The sequence below is a fragment of the Ruegeria sp. AI2 genome, from assembly GCF_056541275.1.
Genome location: NZ_JBQFYB010000005.1, coordinates 1 through 17,571, shown reverse-complemented (window position 1 = coordinate 17,571; position 17,571 = coordinate 1). Strand labels below are relative to the sequence as shown.

The window sequence follows — 17,571 nt, the reverse complement described above, 5'->3', positions numbered from 1 at the left end:
CCCCGAGGATATTTTTAGCCAGATGAAGAACGGATCTGATTTGAAGGAAAAGCTGGTACAGCAGGCCCTTGACGAAGGGTTTGTTGCGTGCCGTGTCTGCCGCCCGTGGGATGTTCCAGAAGTTCCCGAGCGTCTGGCCGCGTACCTGGGCGCCGGGTATCATGGGCAGATGGGATGGATGGCCGAACGAACGCATTGGCGCGGTGATCCTGCGGCCCTTTGGCCCGAGGCGCGATCAGTGATCATGCTGGCCGAGAGTTACACGCCGGAACATGACCCGACAGACGTCTTGAAGCAACGCGGCCACGGGGCGATTTCTGTCTATGCGCAGAACAAAGACTATCATGATCTGGTCAAAAAGCGACTGAAGCGTCTGGCGCGGTGGCTGATTGCCGAGGCGGGCGGCGAGGTTAAGGTGTTTGTTGACACTGCACCCGTGCCAGAGAAAGCCTTGGGGCAGGCCGCCGGGTTGGGCTGGCAGGGGAAACACACAAATCTTGTCAGTCGGGAATGGGGTAATTGGGCCTTTATAGGGTCTGTTTTTTCAACATTGGACATACCCACTGATTCTTCTGAGATTGATCGCTGCGGGTCTTGTCGGGCCTGTTTGGACAGCTGCCCCACGGACGCCTTTCCAGGCCCGTATCAATTGGATGCACGGCGGTGCATTTCCTATCTGACCATCGAACATAAAGGCCCTGTGGAGCCTGAACTTCGCGGAAAGCTGGGCAATCGAATCTACGGCTGTGATGATTGCCTGGCAGCATGCCCGTGGAACAAGTTTGCGGTTGCCGCAAGTGACATACGCTATGCCGCGCGTGAAGATCTGGCAGCGCCTGCGCTGGAAGAGCTGGTGGCGCTTGATGATACTTCGTTTCGAGCGAAGTTCTCTGGCTCACCCATCAAACGGATTGGGCGCGACCGGTTTGTGCGCAACGTGCTTTATGCCATTGGAAACTCGGGGCGCCCGAATTTGAAGGCTGCGGCCCAGAGTTTGACAGATGACCCGGATGAAACCGTGGCAGACGCAGCGCGCTGGGCGGTGGAACAACTTTCATAATTGCCGCAAACAGGCTGGACGTGTCGGCCCCAATCGCTACACCAATCTGCAGCGAACAGTAAGGAGAACCCGATGGCGCTGGCTTTGGGGGTGGATACGGGTGGAACCTATACCGATGCGGTACTGGTCCGGGATGAAAAAGAGGTGATAGCTTCGGCCAAGTCCCTGACCACACGCGCGGATTTGGCAATTGGTGTGGGCAAGGCGATTTCTGCCGTTCTGGAGCAGGCAAAAGTTGCGCCGGATCAGATTTCAATGGCGTCTTTGTCCACAACATTGGCGACTAATGCCTTGGTCGAAGGGCAGGGCGGGCGCGTTGCGTTGATCTATATCGGATTCAAAGACAGCGACCTTGAAAAGCACGGTTTGAAGGACGCGTTAAAAGGGGACCCGGCCCTGGTTATGTCTGGTGGGCATTCCCATTCAGGCAGCGAAGCTGCGCCATTGGATATTGCCGCGCTGGAGCAATTTTTAGGCTCTCATAAGGGCATATCAGGCTTTGCCATAGCCGCTCAGTTTGCCACACGAAATCCCGCGCACGAGTTGGAAGCCGCACGGATCGTTTCGGAAAGAACCGGGGCTCCGGTCACATGTTCGCATCACTTGTCGGCAAAGCTGAACGGGCCGAAACGCGCCGTGACGGCCGTGTTGAATGCGCGGCTGATCGGGATGATCGACCGTTTGATCGGGCGGGCGCAGGACCAGCTGCGCGAGTTGGGGATAATGGCCCCGATGATGGTCGTGCGCGGTGATGGGGCGTTGATGAGTGCTGAACAGGCGCGTGAACGCCCCATTGAAACGATCCTGAGCGGACCAGCCGCGTCAATTGTAGGCGCGCGCTGGTTGACCGGCACAGAGAATGCGTTGGTGTCTGATATTGGCGGTACGACAACCGACGTGGCGTTGATCCGAGACGGTAAGCCCGCGATAGACTCGGCAGGGGCACAGGTTGGCGGGTTCCGCACCATGGTCGAAGCGGTGGCGATGCGCACCCATGGCCTTGGAGGTGACAGTCAGGTGCATGTCGTGACCGAGGGATTGCAGGGCGGTGTGTTTCTGGGGCCGCGCCGCGTTCTTCCGGTGTCCCTGATCGCCTCGGAAGCGCCCGAGATCGTCCATGCCGTTCTGGACGATCAATTGCGGGCCACGACGGTGGGTGAGCACGATACGCGCTTTGCCCGTCGCGTGCCGGGAATACGTGACGACGGTATAGATGTGCGAGAAGAAGCCCTGTTGGAGCGGTTGGGAGATCAGGTTCTGCCGATCGGTTCCTTGCTTCGGTCCCGAATGGAGAGCGGCGCATTGACCCGGTTGGTGGACCGCGGGATCATTCAGATCTCGGGCGTGACTCCGTCGGATGCCAGCCATGTACTGGGGCGGGTGGATGCCTGGGATGCGGACGCCGCCCGTAAGGCACTTGAACTGGTCGCGCGCAAACGGGTCGGGTCCGGAGATATGTTGGCAAATTCCGCCGAAGCGCTGGCGAAGATGATCGTGGACCAGTTGACAGAACAGACCAGTTTGACCTTGTTAGAGGCTGCTTTTGATGAGGAGCCAGACAGTTTCGGGCTTTCGCCACAGGAGCTGGCGCGGCATATCCTGACACAGCGCGGATTGGCGCAGCATCGCGGTTTGTTGTCGCTGACCGCAGCCCTGAACGTTGATGTTGTGGGACTTGGGGCATCTGCCCCCAGCTATTACCCGGCGGTTGGTGAACGGCTTCGCTGCCGGATGATACTGCCGGAACATGCGGGCGTAGCCAATGCGATTGGCGCTGTCGTCGGGCGGTTGACCTTACGGCGAACGGGCACCGTGACAAGTCCTGCCGAAGGGCGGTATCGTGTACATCTCGAGGGCGGGCCCAAGGATTTTTCCGCATCAGAAGATGCGCTGGCTTTGCTGGAAAATGTTCTGAGGTCGGAAGCTGAAGGCGCGGTGCGCGAAGCCGGTGCAGAAGATATCCGGGTGATCGTGGATCGCGACATCAAAACCGCGCGGGTCGAGGCCAATGATGTGTTTGTCGAAGCAATGATCACGGTCGAGGCTAGCGGGCGACCGCGGGTTGCGGCGGGCTAGCCCCTCTGACTCGTTCAGAGGGGCCGGGCAGGTGGTGCATTATTCTGCGGCGCTGGCACGTTTGGGAAGAACCCAATCCTGGCGCGGGAAGTGGCAGGTATATCCGTTCGGGATACGCTCAAGATAATCCTGATGCTCGGGTTCGGCCTCCCAGAAATCGCCGACGGGTTCGACTTCGGTTATGACTTTTCCCGGCCACAAGCCGCTGGCATTCACGTCTGCGATTGTATCCAGGGCGGTTGCTCTTTGGGCTTCATCGACGTGGTAAATCGCGGAACGATAGCTCATGCCTCGGTCGTTGCCTTGTCGATTCACCGTGGTCGGGTCGTGAATCTGGAAGAAGAATTCCAGCAGGTCGCGGAAACTGATCTGCGATGGGTCAAACCAGATCTCGATCCCTTCGGCGTGGGTGCCGTGGTTGCGATAGGTGGCGTTGGGCACATCGCCTCCGGTATAGCCCACCCGAGTTCGCAAGACGCCTGGCAGCTTGCGGATCAGGTCCTGCATACCCCAAAAGCAGCCTCCGGCCAGTACAGCACGGTGTTCAGTCATTGGATTTCCTCCACGTGGATCAGGAATTCGGCGTAACCTTCAGCCTCCATCTCATCCCGATGGATGAACCTGAGCGAGGCCGAGTTGATGCAATATCGCAGGCCGCCATGTTCTCGCGGGCCGTCGGGGAAGACATGTCCCAGATGGCTGTCGCCGTGTTTCGATCGAACCTCGGTCCGGATCATACCATATGTCGTATCGCGAAATTCTTCCACATGCTCATGGATGATCGGCTTGGTAAAGCTGGGCCAGCCACATCCGGATTCGTATTTGTGGGTCGAAGCAAACAGTGGTTCGCCTGACACGATGTCCACGTAGATACCCGGTTCCTTGTTCCGCAAATACTTGCCTGTCCCCGGCCGTTCGGTGCCGTTGCGTTGGGTGACGTGAAATTCTTCGGGCGAAAGCGCCGCAATAACCGTGGGGTCTTTGGTGTAGCGTGTCATGGATCCTCCGGCTGATTTGACGTTTGTGCCATTATCTGGGGGCTGCCGTACAGAAAGCAAAGCGATATTTCAAAGCGCTCTCACAGTCGTGTGGTCGGTCAGACGCATACACTGAGGTCCTTGTGTTAGGCCGAAGTCGTTTTGCTGGCAGGTTGGCGTGAAAGCTGTACAGCAAGAATACCCAATGTCGTGATTGAAACGCCAATTGCGTCCATCGCGCCCAGTTTTTCGCCCAACAATAGGGCCGCAATCGTGACACCGAATACCGGATTCAAAAAGTGGAACGTGGCTGCGCGGATCGCGCCGATGCGATCCAGAAGAAGGAACCAGATCAGAGTGGCCAGCAGCCCAGGAAACAGGGTTGTGTAAGTGAACGCCAATGCCAATGGCAGCGTCGGGTGGATGTAGATGGCCTCAAAGATCGGAGCAGCCACGAACAACATGGCTGAACCTACAAGCATCTGTAGACCGACGACCATCATGAAATTACCGCCCGAAGTCGCACCGCGGACCGCGAGGGTGGCAAAGGTCAGCGCCAAAGCTCCGATGCCGCACAACGCGATGCCGAACATGTCGACACCAGAACTGATCCGGCTGCTCATGATCAGGGCGACGCCAGTGAATCCGGCAAACAATCCCAAAATCCCGAGAGGACGCAGTTTCTCGCCAAAAATCAGCCACCCTGCCAGCGCCACCAACAAGGGCATTGTGGACGCGATAATCGCCGCAACCGAAGCCTCGACCGTTTGCATCGCGTAAAAGTTCAGACCCAAATACAGGGCATTTTGGCAGATACCGAACAGAATTGTCGCCCGCCATTGGTTCCGGGTCAGGTGCCAGCTTTGCCCCATCGCCCGGGCAATCAGAACCCCCAGACCCCCTGAGATCAAAAACCGCAGAGCCAGCGAAAACAAGGGAGAGGCGTCTGCCACGATGATCCGCGCCGAGGTAAAGGCAGACGACCAGATCAGGGCAAAAGTAAGCCCCATGGCTATGGCGCGCAGATCCATGGAGACCCCCTGTCACTTTGCGCGGACTGTCCCCGATTTTCCGATGGGTCGCAAGCGCTGCGCGTCAAAAAAGACACATCCGTGATGCAACGAAAGTCACAAGGATGTTTTTATTGATTGACTGAACAATTAAAGTTATCGGCTCCGGGATCTGACATATCAAGGGAGGGTTGTCGGTGCTTCTGGAGTACATTCTATCTTTTGGCGTTCTGCTGGCGTTGGGCCTGGTCGCGTTCTTCGTAGTGAAGTGGTGGAACCTGCGCTGCGTTGGCGTTACACCTGTCCACCTTTTCACGTTCATCGCGATCCTGTTTACGTCCGGTCTGGATGTTGGCCTGATCATGTTCCCGCTGACAGAATTTGGTGGCTATGCCGAAGATCCGGCCTATGCCTTTGCCAATCCACTGGCGATCGAGTTCGGTTTCTGGGGATTTCTGATCTGGGCGTTTTACTTCCTGACAGCCTTCTATTTCTGCGTGATCGAACCCCGCGTGAACTTCTTCGAGATTCCGCTGGTCAAGCTGATCAACAACGTCGTCATCATCGGTACCTGCGCCTTTACCGCCAGCCTGTTCCTGATCTACCTGCCTGGCTACCTGCCAGAGGTCGGAGATGGAGAATCTGTCGTTACCACCTTCTACGTCATCGTGTTTGTGGTCATTCTGGCGGCGGCATACTCGTCGACCGATTTGAAATATGTGCGCATCCTGTCGGTCGGTTCGACCTTTCTGTTCCTTGCACTGATTCTGGGTATGTGGGCGGCCGCTGGCATGGGAATGACCGGGTTTATCGAAACCGGCAGTAACATTGGTGCCTATTTCGCCAATGTGCACAAATTTGTCCTGCCGCTGACCGATTATCATGCCTTCTACTTGTTCTGGTGGTTTGCGTGGTCAATCATGATTGGCCAGTTTACTTCGCGCTTTGTGGGCGGTTTGAAGACCTGGCAGCTGCTGGCGGCGTTGTTGATCTTCCCGTCGATCCCGCTGGGGATTTGGTTCACCGTTCTCTACTACTATCACCTGAACGGCATCAGCACCGCAGGCATCACCAATATCGCGATGGTAATCGTGGGCGTGACCTTTGTTATCAACTCGCTGGACTCGCTGATTAGGCTCTATACGGACAACCTGAACATGACCGCCGAGCGGTTTGGCAAGGCGACCTATGTCGCTGGCAACGTCGCGCTGCTGTTTGTGTTGACGCTGCTGTTCCAGAGTCAGTGGTTGCAAATCCAGTGGATCGGAGCCGTCGTAGTCGCTCTCTACCTAGCTTGCGTGGTCTATATCCTGGTCACCAAGCGCAAAGAGGTGATGAGTATCGACGCCATGCCGGAAGATCGCGATCTGGACTTCCACAAGGTTGAGACGATTCACTGATTGTTTCGAACCTACCAAACCAAAAGCGGGCCCCGACATTGGGGCCCGCAGCCGTTTTTGGACAATGCCCGATCCGGCCCTCATTCCTTGTCGTTCACTTCAGTTCGTGTCGAGACGATATTTGAGGAAACTGTGGCCAGCGTAGTCTACTTGCCCAACAAAATAAGCGCCGAGTTTGGTCATTGCGCGCAGTTTCGTGCGTGAAGGCGGCAGCAAGAATGTCACGAACGGAATACGATTGTCCTGCTTTGCGAATGTGATGGCCCGACGTGCTATTTTGGCACCCAGTCCAAATGCACCGGGCTTCAAGACCAACCCGAAATCCCACTCTTCACCTTCTTTTTGAAAACCACCCCATCCCACATATTGCCCGCGGTGCAGAATTGCCCAATGACCTAGGCCGTCCCGCGCCCAACACGACTCTTTCGCGTGAATGAAACCGGCGACTGTTTCCTCATCCCAATCCTGCGTCAGGAGAGGCATGTGTTCGGCAAGAATTGGATTTCTCATATGCGCCAGTATCTCAGGTGCTGAGACGAGGGGCAGTCGCGTGAAGGTTATATCCTGTTCCATAGAACTGGGATTTAGCGGGCCAAGCAGGAAATCAAAGGGTTGTCCGTAAAAAACGTTCCAAGAACATCCAGTGTTGGATTGTAGCCTTTAGTTACAGCCTGATACCTTATCACATAATTGCGCGGGCCGTAGGATGTAAAGTTTAGACACAAAAAAAGGGGCCGCGTAACCGCCACCCCTTTACATGGTTCCAAGCGCTTGAGATCAGCCGTTCACGCTGTCTTTCAGTGCTTTCGCGATGGTCATTTTCACAACCTTGTCGGCTTCTTTGGTGAAGGTTTCACCGGTTGCCGGGTTGCGGACCTGACGCTCGGGGCGTTCGCGGCAGTAGATTTTGCCGACACCGGGCAGGGTCACTGCACCACCTGCGGAAACTTCGCGCGTGATCAAGCCGGTGATGGCCTCAAGCGCAGAGTTCGCGGATTTCTTATCGGTTCCCATTTCCTCAGCGAGAGCAGCAACCAGCTGAGTCTTTGTCATAGGTTTTGCCATTTCTTGGTCTCCTTAACGTGCCCGATCTATAGGGCCTCACCGCGTAACTGTAACGGGATATTGTGGCCAAACACAACGAATAGTAGCGCAGAAACCCCTAAAAATATGGGGAAAACGTTGCTTTTTTGCGTCAGAGGAAGGCAGTTTCGTCGAAGGAACGCAATTTCCGGCTGTGCAGACGCTCCAACGGCATGCCGCGCAGGTGCTCCATAGCGCGTATCCCGATCATCAAATGACGCCCGACCTGAGTGGTATAAAAGGACGAGGCCATGCCCGGTAGCTTCAGTTCGCCGTGCAGGGGCTTGTCCGACACGCACAGCAAAGTGCCGTAAGGAACGCGAAAGCGATAGCCGTTCGCGGCGATTGTGGCGCTTTCCATATCCAACGCGATGGCCCGCGACTGGCTGAGGCGCTGAACCGGTCCGGATTGATCGCGCAGTTCCCAGTTGCGATTGTCGACCGATGCAACTGTTCCCGTCCGCATGATCCGTTTCAGTTCATACCCTTCCAGCTCGGTCACTTCGGCCACGGCGCGTTCCAGCGCGACCTGAACCTCGGCCAGGGGCGGGATGGGCACCCAGACCGGCAGGTCATCATCCAGAACCTTGTCATCACGTAGATATGCATGGGCCAGAACGAAATCACCCAATGCCTGCGTGTTGCGCAACCCGGCGCAATGGCCAACCATCAACCACGCGTGCGGGCGCAGAACCGCGATATGGTCGGTTGCTGTTTTGGCATTCGACGGGCCGACACCGATGTTCACCAAAGTAAGACCCGAACCGTCTTCACGCTTCAGATGATAGGTTGGCATTTGCGGCAGTTTCAGCGGCTGCTCGATTTCTGCGTCCGGCTGCGTGATTTCGACATTCCCGGTCGAGACAAAGCTGGTATACCCGCTGCTGGGATCAGCCAACTGTTCGCGAGCGTAGTTTTCGAATTCCGAGACATAGAACTGATAGTTCGTGAACAGAACGTGATTCTGAAAATGCCGGGCATCTGTCGCTGTGTAATGTGCCAGTCGCGCAAGTGAATAATCGACCCGCTGGGCAGTAAACAATGACAAAGGCCCGACGGCGTCTTCATTTTCATGCACACCGTTGACGATGTCGTCATTCGTGGTGGTCAGATCCGGCACGTCAAACACGTCACGCAGGGTGAAAGCAGCCGCACCCTGATGCGGCACAACCAGATCTGACGTATTTGCCACGGCAAAATGCACCGGAATCGGTGTGTCCGACGCTGCAATCGTCACCGGTTGGTCGTGATTCTTGATCAAAAGGGCAATCTGCTGGGTCAGGTAGGATCGGAACAAATCCGGGCGCGTCACGGTTGTAGCGTGAACGCCGGGCTCTGACACATGCCCAAAACTCAGGCGGCTGTCGACTTGTGCATAGGTCGATGTCTTTATGCGAATCTCTGGGTAATAGGCTCTGTATCTGGCAGTTGGCGCACCATCTTGCAGTACCTTCGAGAAGCTGTCGCACAGAAATTCCGTTGCTTGAGTGTAAAGCTCCTCCAGTCGCGCAACTGCGGCTGCGGGATCGGTGAACTGTTCTGGCGAAAGGGCTTCAGGTGTCAGGAGTGTCGTCATGCCAAGGGTTCCAGAAGATCAATTTTTTCGAATGTGCGCACGTCAACCAGCCCGAGATCAGAGATCCTGAGTTCCGGTATGACGACCAACGCCAGTAGCGAATGTTGCATATACGCGTTGTTCAGATTGCAGCCACATTCCTGCATAGCCTGAACCATCCTGTCCGCCTTTGCCGCAACTTCAGCGGCCGGGCTGTCAGACATCAGACCGGCAATGGGAAGTTCGACCATCGCCAGTTCCTGGCTGTCCCGGAAGATCGTGATGCCGCCACCCACTTCGGCCAGTCGATTCGCGGCCAGCGCCATCTGTTCACGGTCGGTGCCGACGACGATCATGTGGTGACTGTCATGCGCCACGGTCGAGGCCATGGCCATTTTTCCCTGATATCCAAACCCCGAGACAAAGGCGTTGGTGACGCCCCCTGTCGCCTGGTGTCGTTCGACCAGTGATATCTGGCATACGTCACCCTCACCTTCAACAAGCCCGCCGATTATCGGCAATTCGGCTTTCAGGGCTTTAGTGGGGGCCTGGTTTTCTACCACGCCAATGACGTTGGCCCTTACCTTGTTTGCACCCTTCGGCGCCGCGATCTCAAAATCGGACGCGGCCAGTTCCTGCTTCAGATGAACGGTGCGACGTGCCTTGTCGGGCCAGTTCAGATGGGGGCAATCAACCTTGATCACCCCATTTTCCGCAACAACCTTCCCGCGCGCTATGACCAGTTCGACCGGCAATTCGGTCAGGTCAGAGCTGAGGATGATGTCTGCCCGTCGTCCCGGCGTGACCGATCCGATCTCGCGTTCCAGACCGAAATGCGTGGCGGTGTTGATCGTCGCCATCTGCACGGCCACAAGCGGGTCACAACCGCAGGCAATCGCGTGGCGCACGACGCGGTTCATATGCCCATCATTGACTAGTGTGGCAGAGTGGCAGTCATCCGTGCACAGGATGAAATTGCGCGCATCCAGACCTTTTTCGGTGACCGCGGTAATCTGGCTTTCAATGTCATACCAGGCCGAACCCAACCGCATCATCGACCGCATTCCCTGACGGACCCGTGCGATGGCATCCGCTTCGCAGGTGCCTTCGTGGTCATCGGCAGGTCCACCAGCCACATAAGCCGCGAAATCAGGCCCTAAATCAGGGGATGCGTAATGTCCGCCGACGACCTTGCCTGCCCGCTGCGTGGCCGCAATCTCGGCCAGCATTTTGGGATCTCCGTGAATCACGCCGGGGAAGTTCATCATTTCCCCCAAGCCGATGATCCCGGGCCAATTCATCGCCTCGGCCACGTCTTCGGGGGTGATTTCATAGCCTGTCGTCTCTAACCCCGGTGCAGAGGGCGCGCAGGACGGCATCTGAGTGAAGATGTTGACCGGCTGCATCATTGCTTCGTCATGCATCATGCGCACACCGTCCAGCCCCAACACATTGGCGATCTCGTGCGGGTCGGTGAACATACTGGTTGTGCCATGGGGGATAACTGCGCGGGCAAACTCGGCAGGGGTCAGCATCCCCGATTCGATGTGCATATGCGCGTCGCATAAGCCGGGCAGGATAAAGCGGCCTTGCGCGTCGATAACCTGTGTCTCTGGTCCGGTACAATGCGAGGCGTCGGGACCGACAAATGCAATACGGCCTGCAGCGATTGCAACTGAATGGTTCGGCAGCAGTTCGCGGCTGTGCACATTTACCCAAGTCCCACCCTTTATTACCATATCTGCTGCCTCACGTCCGGCAGCAACTGCGATCAATCGGGGGGCGACATCGGGCCAAGTTGGGAAGGGTGTGTTTTCCATGGCTCAACTTTCACGAATGCGCGCGCGGGTGCAACCCCGGTTCTTTACTACTGCCGACGGATCACAATTCTGCAAATCTGCCAGACCCGGTCATCGAAAGCTGACATAGGCGCCGACAGCGCGCAGGAACCCGTCCGGGTTTACGTTTCGGACCCGAATTCTCGTCGTATCCAGTTCGCAAAGGTAACCGCTCCGGGCGTGTCCTCGGCCTGAGGGGAGAGCAGCAGATAATACGCCTCGGGCATCGGGGCGCGATGCTCAAATGGTGCGGCTAGTCGTCCCTGATCGATCAAATGACCTGCGATGGTGTCATGGGCCAGGCACAGGCCACCTCCGGCCATCGCAGCTGACAAACAAACCAGATAGGTTGTCGCGTAGGTAATAGGCGGATTCTGCCAATTCAGAGCCTGATCTTCAGCCCACGTCGCCCAGTTGGTCAACAGGTTGGAACAGTCGAACAGAGGTTTTTCCTGAAGGTCTTGCAGGCACACCTGATATCCCGGCGCGCAGACGGGATAGTAATATTCAGAGCGCAGCATCTCTGTCCGGGTTGTATCTGAGGGTCGAAGGGAAAACCGGATCTCGACTGCCGCGCCTTCAGCCATCTCGCGCGGTTCCCACAACTCGGTGAAGATGTTCAGCTGAACATCCGGGTGTTCAGCCTGAAATAATGGCAGACGCGGGGCCAGCCAGTTCACGGCGAAACTGATGTTGCACTGCACCTGGACCGCATTCTGTTGCGCGCCAGTTACCGCCTGAGTGCCCCGTATCAGTGTCCGAAACGCCTCGCGCACCACCGGCAAATAGGTGATTCCGGCCTCTGTCAGCTCAAGCGCCTTCGGGCGTCGCAGGAACAGTGGCTGACCCAGATGGCCTTCCAGCGACTTGATCTGCTGACTGACCGCACTTTGCGTCATGTTCAGATCCCGCGCCGCACCGGTGAATGACAGATGGCGGGCTGCGGCTTCGAAAGTGCGCAGCCAGCCAAGCGGGGGAAGCCTGTTTTGCATCTACATAACTCCGGCATAAGTTCAGCTAATGGGATAGTTCCGTTTTTTTCGTTGGTCAAATTGCCGGACCAAATGCAGGCTTTGGTCATTCGCAGATACCAAAGGACGCGTCACATGAGTCTCACCAACCTTCGTCCCAATATCGATCATTGGTCAGAACGTGTGGACATGGCCGCAACCTTTCGCTGGACGGCCCGGCTGAACATGCACGAAGCCGTCGCCAACCACTTCAGCCTTGCTGTGAACGAAGATGGGACGCAGTTCCTGATGAACCCCAATCAGGCGCATTTCTCGCGTATTCGCGCGTCTGATCTGTTGCTGTTGAACGCCAACGATCCGGATGTGATGTCACAGCCCGGCGCACCTGATCCCACGGCCTGGGGCCTGCACGGCTCGATCCATCGCCACTGCCCGCACGCGCGTTGCGTCATGCATGTGCATTCGATTTTCGCAACTGTTCTGGCGTCACTGGCCGACAGTACACTTCCGCCAATCGACCAGAACACCGCGACCTTCTACAACCGCTACGTTGTTGACGAAGAATTTGGCGGATTGGCTTTTGAAAGCGAAGGCGAGCGGTGCGCCGGGATGTTGGCTGATCCGAAGAAGAAAGTCATGATCATGGGCAACCACGGGGTTCTGATCACTGGCAGCGACCCTGCAGATACGTTTAACAGGCTCTATTATTTCGAGCGCGCTGCCGAAACTTACATCCGGGCGCTGCAAACAGGCCTGCCCCTGCGGGTGCTGTCGGATGAGATTGCCGAGAAAACAGCACAGGAACTGGACGACTACCCCGATCAGGCCGAAGCGCATCTGCGAGAGATCAAGGCAATACTCGATGCAGAAGGCTCGGATTACGCAACCTAAATGCAAGACAGAGTGACCGACATGCGAGATTCCACGCAGGACCCCGAAGCTGCCCGCTGGCATTACCACCCCGACGGGCCAGTGGGTCTCAACCCGCTGTTCAGTTGGCCACCACGTCCGGCGGCCGTGCTGAAATGGTACGGCGGAGCGTGGTTGCAAATCACCGCCTTGACCCTGTGCATGACCTTGGCCGTCATCGCCTATGCGTTCTTTTTCCCCGCATTAGAGACGATGAGAAGCTTTGCACCCGGGTGGATGTTCAGGATCTGGTTGCTGAACATGGTGCCGCAAACTCTGGTGGCAGGAAGCCTGCACTGGTGGCTGTACATGCGCAAAGGGCAGGGGATGTACAAAAAGTTTGATCGCAGGGACCTGACACGGGACAACGGAACATTCACATTCCGCAATCAGGTCTGGGATAACATCTGGTGGACGCTGGGCAGCGCCATGACGGTGGCGACCATTTACCAGTGGGTCATCTTCTGGGCGATGGCAAATGGCTGGGTTCCGACGATTACCTGGGCCAGCTCGCTGGTGTGGTTCGTGGTTTGGATGTTGTTTATTCCCATGTGGTCCGGTCTGCACTTTTACTGGGTGCACCGGCTGGAACATCATCCCAGGCTTTATAAACATGTGCACGCGGTCCATCACCGTAATGTCAATACCGGGCCATGGTCAGGGATTTCGAATCACTGGTATGAAAACATGCTGTATTTCACGACGTATTTCATCCACCTGATCGTGCCTTCCCATCCGCTGCATGTGTTGTTTCACAGCTCGTTCCAGCAGGTCAGCCCGATACTGTCCCATTCTGGGTTCGAGAAGCTAAAGGCCGGTGAGACCGAAGCCGCGCGGGCGGGCGACTTTTTTCACCAGCTCCACCACAGGTATTTCGAGTGCAACTACGGCACATCCGAAATTCCGTTCGACAAGTGGTTTGGCACCTATCACGATGGCTCAGCCGAAGCGACGACACGCACGAGGGCCTACAAAAAGCAGATGTACACCTGAAGTGGCTGGTTCTGTCCGGGGACTAAACTCGTTCGAACAATGCAATGAAGGCCGTGTCATCCTTATTGGGTCCTGCAGCAAGATCGCCATAGATGCGAACCTCGGGCAGGGTCAGGTTGCGGATCTGATCCTGTTCCAGTTCGTGCAGCTTGCCCTTGAAGCCCATCTTTTCGAAATGGCGGGCGTTTATTGACAGGGCGAACGTAGCGCCTGACCGTGCGACGCGAAGCAGCGCAGGCAACACTTCGGGACCCAGATGACCGTGTGTGAACGTGCCAGATGACACGATGCCGGAATAGCTGTCTGGCGGAACCGGGATGCCATGGGTAAGGTCAGCCTCGATCGCGTCCCGGTAGATATCCTTGCGCATAGCCTGTTCCAGCATCTCTGAACTGATATCAGTGGCATCAATCGGCCCAACACCAAGCCCAGACAACACCGCGCCGCACAGGCCCGTTCCCGCACCGACATCCAGAACCGGCCCCTGACCGCCCGCGCCCACAAACGCCCGCGCGGTATGGATATGAAGCTGATAATCCTCACGCACGGCAAAGCTGTCGTCATAGTCCCCGGCCCATTCCGCATAAAGGCGTTTGTTTTCGTCCGGAGAGCTCAGCGCGTAGGCAGAATGCAGGTCTGGTTTCTTTTTGCTCATATCCACAGAAAGGCGCATCAGAAGATTCGATTCAAGTGCGTCCATGCGGCGCTTGCATCCCGATGCGCTGAAGCCCATCAACGGTGCATGACCAAGACACTCTTCTCATTTGGCCACGGCTATTCTGCGCAGGCCCTTTCCCGAATTCTTGCCCCGAAAGGCTGGCAGATTTTTGGCACCACACGAGATGGCGAAGGCACAGATGCGATACGTGCCTCTGGCGCGGACCCGCTGATCTGGCCCGGCGAGGTTCCAAATCTGGATGGGGTGACGCATTTGCTGATCTCAACGGCACCGGGCGAGGCGGGCGATCCGGTACTGGCGGCGCTTGGCGACGAGATCCGAAAACGAGCAAGTCAGTTCACTTGGGTGGGCTATTTATCGACAACAGCTGTTTATGGCGATCACCAGGGCGGCTGGGTTGACGAAGACACCCCGCCAACACCGACCGCCAAGCGTGGAAAGTGGCGCATGCTGGCTGAAGAGCAATGGGCGGCTGTGCCGGGCCTGCCTGTTCACATCTTCCGTCTGGCAGGGATATACGGTCCGGGTCGTGGGCCGTTCTCTAAACTCACACGCGGTGGGCTGCGGCGCATCATCAAGCCGGGGCAGGTGTTTTCGCGTATCCACGTGGATGACATTGCGCAGGTTCTGCAAGCCTCGATGACAAGGCCGAATCCGGGCAGTGTTTACAATGTCTGCGACGATGAGCCTGTCCCACCACAAGATGTCATCGGGTATGCCGCCGAGTTGCAGGGGCTTCCTCTGCCCCCGGCGGTTTCATTTGACGAGGCCGATCTGACACCGATGGCGCGCAGTTTTTATAACGAGAACAAACGCGTCCGAAACGACCGGATCAAGGATGAGTTGGGTGTCGAATTGATCTACCCGAACTACCGGGTGGGGTTGGAGGCGCTAATGAAGGACCGGTAGGTTCTTTACTGCGCGGCTGCCTTAATCATGTCCGAGGCTTTTTCCGCGATCATTATTGTTGGCGCGTTTGTGTTTCCCGACACCAGCGTTGGCATCACCGACGCATCAACTACACGCAGCCCCTCAATCCCCCGCACCCGAAGTTCGGGATCCACAACCGCCAGATCGTCGGTACCCATCTTGCAGGTGCCGACCGGGTGATAGATCGTATCGGCGCGGGCGCGGATATGCCCCTCCCAATCGGCGTCAGATTTGGCCGTATCGGTTCCGAACATCTCTTTATGCCGATATTTGGCCAAAGCTGGCGCTTGCAGGATGTCTCGCGTCATTCGCGCGCCTTTGATCATGGTGTCCAGATCGCGTGCATCTGCAAGAAATCCCGGGTCGATGACAGGCATTGCCATTGGGTCGGCGCAGCTCAGGCCAACGGTTCCCCGGCTTTCCGGGCGAAGCTTGCAGATATGACAGCTGTACCCGTAACCGTAATGCAGTTTGCGGGCGTGATCATCGACCATTGCGATGGTGAAATGCAGCTGGATATCCGGGCGCTCCAGCTCGGGTGAGGTTTTCAGAAACGCCGCGCCTTCGGCAAACGGAGTGGCCGCCATTGACACACCGGTCTTGCGCCACTGATGGATGTGCTTCAGCAGTCGCACTGCCGCTGTTGCGCCGATCCCAAAGTTGTTCGTGTCTTTGGTCCGGTAGGTCAGAGTAAAGTCGAGGTGGTCCTGCAGGTTCCGCCCTACACCCGGTAGTTCGTTGAGAACAGCGATCCCGTGCGGTTCAAGATCAGCGCTTGCTCCAATCCCAGAGATTTGCAGCAGCTGCGGTGTTTTTAATGCTCCCGCGCACAGCAGAACTTCGCGAGTGGCGGTAACGGTAGTGTCTGCCTCTTTGCCTTTGACCCTGAAAACAACGCCAGTTGCGCGCTTACCCTGAAAGACCAGCCCTTTCGCATGGGCATGTGTAATGATCGTCAGGTTCGGACGGTTGGCAATCGGGAACAGGTAACCCGCAGCCGCTGAGCACCGCTCTCCATTCTTTGCCGGATCATGAAACTGCGTTACCTGATACAGCCCGACACCTTCGTTATCGCCTCGGTTGAAATCTTCAGTATGACGGTGTTGGAGTTGCCGCGCGGCTTCAATGAACGCGCGGGTGATCGGGCGAGGTTCTTTTTGCTGTGACACCTGTAACGGGCCCTTGTCACCATGCCAGCTGTCTGCGCCAAGCTCATTGTTCTCGGACCGTTTGAAATAAGGCAATACACTGTCCCAATCCCAGCCGTCGCAGCCCTGATCGGCCCACCCATCGTAATCCTGCCGCTGACCCCGGACATAAAGCATCGCGTTGATCGCGCTCGAACCACCCAGTGCTTTGCCGCGGGGTTGATATCCCCGGCGTCCGTTCAGCCCGCGTTGCGGTATGGTTTCAAAAGCCCAGTTGTTGATTTTGGGTCGTCCCGGAAGGGCTGCCACGACAGCTGCCGGCACCCTGACAGTCAGGCCGTTTCCGTTCCCACCTGCTTCGAGCAGGCAAACGCGTGAAGCCGGGTTCTCGGTGAGGCGGTTTGCAAGAACGGATCCTGCCGAACCGCCGCCCACGATGATATAGTCGAACTCCATGCTGGCTTCCCTACTATCAGAACCATTATTGTGCCGGTCCGCTGTTCGTCATCCGAGCCAGACTTCCCTGAGACTGCGTCAATTGAGTAAAAAAACAATTGTGACCTGAAGTCAGTTTCCAAGTGTTCTTCGACATTCAGCGAAACGGTACGCCCGCGTCGATCGAGTGACTCAAGACGGATATCGATGTCGTCGTTTGCTGACGGGGTCGACGATTCCGGCCAAAGTACAGATTTCACCCTCTTCTTCTGATGAGCCTGCACCTGAAATGGCTGATGGGAATCGCGAAATATCTGATTAAACTATTGTTTTACAACACTTAAATGAGAGAATAGTGAGAAATGTGAAGTTTTTTCAAAATGGGGGTTGCAGGTCGGAAGCCTAATCCGTAAATACCCCTTCACCGGCGCAGCTGAGGTTGGCCTGACGGACTGGAAAGACGGTTGAGACGCACCGGAGAGACGGTGGGCATCTGAGGTTGAGGTT

General features: G+C 56.8%; 16 protein-coding genes. 6 read left to right on the top strand and 10 right to left on the bottom strand.

What is annotated here, in order from left to right:
* Positions 1-22 precede the first annotated feature (22 nt).
* Positions 23-1,060 (top strand): tRNA epoxyqueuosine(34) reductase QueG, encoded by a 1,038-nt coding sequence (gene queG / locus ACR0LL_RS11530; RefSeq protein WP_480586766.1) that lies wholly within the window; start codon positions 23-25, stop codon positions 1,058-1,060.
* 72 nt (positions 1,061-1,132) lie between these two features.
* The gene (locus ACR0LL_RS11525; protein ID WP_480586763.1) at positions 1,133-3,136 is read left to right on the top strand and encodes a hydantoinase/oxoprolinase family protein; all 2,004 of its coding nucleotides are present in this window, start codon (positions 1,133-1,135) and stop codon (positions 3,134-3,136) included.
* Between the two features lie 39 nt (positions 3,137-3,175).
* Here the strand turns inward: ACR0LL_RS11525 and msrA are convergent, their stop codons facing one another.
* From msrA to ACR0LL_RS11510, 3 genes are all read right to left on the bottom strand, one after another.
* Entirely contained in the window at positions 3,176-3,688 is a 513-nt protein-coding gene (msrA, locus tag ACR0LL_RS11520; RefSeq protein WP_480586760.1) for a peptide-methionine (S)-S-oxide reductase MsrA, read from the bottom strand.
* Positions 3,685-4,134, bottom strand: coding sequence for a peptide-methionine (R)-S-oxide reductase MsrB (gene msrB / locus ACR0LL_RS11515; RefSeq protein WP_480586758.1), 450 nt, complete (start codon positions 4,132-4,134; stop codon positions 3,685-3,687). Before msrB ends, msrA begins: the two co-directional genes overlap by 4 nt.
* A 125-nt stretch (positions 4,135-4,259) precedes the next feature.
* Positions 4,260-5,144 carry a DMT family transporter gene (locus tag ACR0LL_RS11510; RefSeq protein WP_480586755.1) on the bottom strand — a complete coding sequence of 295 codons (885 nt, stop codon included), beginning with the start codon at positions 5,142-5,144 and terminating at the stop codon, positions 4,260-4,262.
* A gap of 182 nt (positions 5,145-5,326) precedes the next feature.
* Between ACR0LL_RS11510 and ACR0LL_RS11505 the strand changes: the two genes are divergently transcribed.
* Positions 5,327-6,523 (top strand): BCCT family transporter, encoded by a 1,197-nt coding sequence (locus ACR0LL_RS11505; RefSeq protein WP_480587078.1) that lies wholly within the window; start codon positions 5,327-5,329, stop codon positions 6,521-6,523.
* Between the two features lie 99 nt (positions 6,524-6,622).
* Here the strand turns inward: ACR0LL_RS11505 and ACR0LL_RS11500 are convergent, their stop codons facing one another.
* The 5 genes from ACR0LL_RS11500 to ACR0LL_RS11480 all read right to left on the bottom strand — a co-directional run bounded on the left by ACR0LL_RS11500 (position 6,623) and on the right by ACR0LL_RS11480 (position 11,991).
* On the bottom strand, positions 6,623-7,096 hold the full coding sequence (locus ACR0LL_RS11500; protein WP_480586752.1) for a GNAT family N-acetyltransferase: 474 nt from the start codon (positions 7,094-7,096) through the stop codon (positions 6,623-6,625).
* A gap of 204 nt (positions 7,097-7,300) precedes the next feature.
* Positions 7,301-7,588 (bottom strand): HU family DNA-binding protein, encoded by a 288-nt coding sequence (locus ACR0LL_RS11495; protein WP_117871130.1) that lies wholly within the window; start codon positions 7,586-7,588, stop codon positions 7,301-7,303.
* A gap of 130 nt (positions 7,589-7,718) precedes the next feature.
* A complete protein-coding gene (locus ACR0LL_RS11490) occupies positions 7,719-9,182 on the bottom strand; it encodes an AMP nucleosidase (protein ID WP_480586749.1) in 1,464 nt (487 codons plus the stop codon).
* Positions 9,179-10,981, bottom strand: coding sequence for an adenine deaminase (ade, locus tag ACR0LL_RS11485; RefSeq protein WP_480586747.1), 1,803 nt, complete (start codon positions 10,979-10,981; stop codon positions 9,179-9,181). Before ade ends, ACR0LL_RS11490 begins: the two co-directional genes overlap by 4 nt.
* Positions 10,982-11,121: 140 nt before the next feature.
* Complete coding sequence (locus ACR0LL_RS11480) at positions 11,122-11,991, bottom strand: LysR family transcriptional regulator (RefSeq protein ID WP_480586744.1); 870 nt, start codon at positions 11,989-11,991, stop codon at positions 11,122-11,124.
* Between the two features lie 114 nt (positions 11,992-12,105).
* Here ACR0LL_RS11480 and ACR0LL_RS11475 point away from each other — a divergent pair, with 114 nt between their 5' ends.
* On the top strand, positions 12,106-12,861 hold the full coding sequence (locus ACR0LL_RS11475; protein WP_480586741.1) for a class II aldolase and adducin N-terminal domain-containing protein: 756 nt from the start codon (positions 12,106-12,108) through the stop codon (positions 12,859-12,861).
* A gap of 21 nt (positions 12,862-12,882) precedes the next feature.
* The gene (locus ACR0LL_RS11470) at positions 12,883-13,872 is read left to right on the top strand and encodes a sterol desaturase family protein (protein WP_480586738.1); all 990 of its coding nucleotides are present in this window, start codon (positions 12,883-12,885) and stop codon (positions 13,870-13,872) included.
* 22 nt (positions 13,873-13,894) lie between these two features.
* Here ACR0LL_RS11470 and ACR0LL_RS11465 read toward each other — a convergent pair whose 3' ends face one another.
* Complete coding sequence (locus ACR0LL_RS11465) at positions 13,895-14,527, bottom strand: class I SAM-dependent DNA methyltransferase (RefSeq protein WP_480586736.1); 633 nt, start codon at positions 14,525-14,527, stop codon at positions 13,895-13,897.
* An 87-nt stretch (positions 14,528-14,614) separates the two neighbouring features.
* Here ACR0LL_RS11465 and ACR0LL_RS11460 point away from each other — a divergent pair, with 87 nt between their 5' ends.
* Positions 14,615-15,460, top strand: coding sequence for an SDR family oxidoreductase (locus tag ACR0LL_RS11460; RefSeq protein ID WP_480586733.1), 846 nt, complete (start codon positions 14,615-14,617; stop codon positions 15,458-15,460).
* Between the two features lie 5 nt (positions 15,461-15,465).
* Here ACR0LL_RS11460 and ACR0LL_RS11455 read toward each other — a convergent pair whose 3' ends face one another.
* On the bottom strand, positions 15,466-17,085 hold the full coding sequence (locus ACR0LL_RS11455; protein WP_480586730.1) for a GMC family oxidoreductase: 1,620 nt from the start codon (positions 17,083-17,085) through the stop codon (positions 15,466-15,468).
* Positions 17,086-17,571: the final 486 nt, after the last annotated feature.

Bases quoted from the DNA above. Each gene is read 5' to 3' on its own strand.
- queG (WP_480586766.1), top strand. From the start codon at position 23: ATGAAGAACGGATCTGATTTGAAGGAAAAGCTGGTACAGCAGGCCCTT.
- ACR0LL_RS11525 (WP_480586763.1), top strand. From the start codon at position 1,133: ATGGCGCTGGCTTTGGGGGTGGATACGGGTGGAACCTATACCGATGCG.
- msrA (WP_480586760.1), bottom strand. From the start codon at position 3,688: ATGACTGAACACCGTGCTGTACTGGCCGGAGGCTGCTTTTGGGGTATG.
- msrB (WP_480586758.1), bottom strand. From the start codon at position 4,134: ATGACACGCTACACCAAAGACCCCACGGTTATTGCGGCGCTTTCGCCC.
- ACR0LL_RS11510 (WP_480586755.1), bottom strand. From the start codon at position 5,144: ATGGATCTGCGCGCCATAGCCATGGGGCTTACTTTTGCCCTGATCTGG.
- ACR0LL_RS11500 (WP_480586752.1), bottom strand. From the start codon at position 7,096: ATGGAACAGGATATAACCTTCACGCGACTGCCCCTCGTCTCAGCACCT.
- ACR0LL_RS11495 (WP_117871130.1), bottom strand. From the start codon at position 7,588: ATGGCAAAACCTATGACAAAGACTCAGCTGGTTGCTGCTCTCGCTGAG.
- ACR0LL_RS11490 (WP_480586749.1), bottom strand. From the start codon at position 9,182: ATGACGACACTCCTGACACCTGAAGCCCTTTCGCCAGAACAGTTCACC.
- ade (WP_480586747.1), bottom strand. From the start codon at position 10,981: ATGGAAAACACACCCTTCCCAACTTGGCCCGATGTCGCCCCCCGATTG.
- ACR0LL_RS11480 (WP_480586744.1), bottom strand. From the start codon at position 11,991: ATGCAAAACAGGCTTCCCCCGCTTGGCTGGCTGCGCACTTTCGAAGCC.
- ACR0LL_RS11475 (WP_480586741.1), top strand. From the start codon at position 12,106: ATGAGTCTCACCAACCTTCGTCCCAATATCGATCATTGGTCAGAACGT.
- ACR0LL_RS11470 (WP_480586738.1), top strand. From the start codon at position 12,883: ATGCGAGATTCCACGCAGGACCCCGAAGCTGCCCGCTGGCATTACCAC.
- ACR0LL_RS11465 (WP_480586736.1), bottom strand. From the start codon at position 14,527: ATGAGCAAAAAGAAACCAGACCTGCATTCTGCCTACGCGCTGAGCTCT.
- ACR0LL_RS11460 (WP_480586733.1), top strand. From the start codon at position 14,615: ATGACCAAGACACTCTTCTCATTTGGCCACGGCTATTCTGCGCAGGCC.
- ACR0LL_RS11455 (WP_480586730.1), bottom strand. From the start codon at position 17,085: ATGGAGTTCGACTATATCATCGTGGGCGGCGGTTCGGCAGGATCCGTT.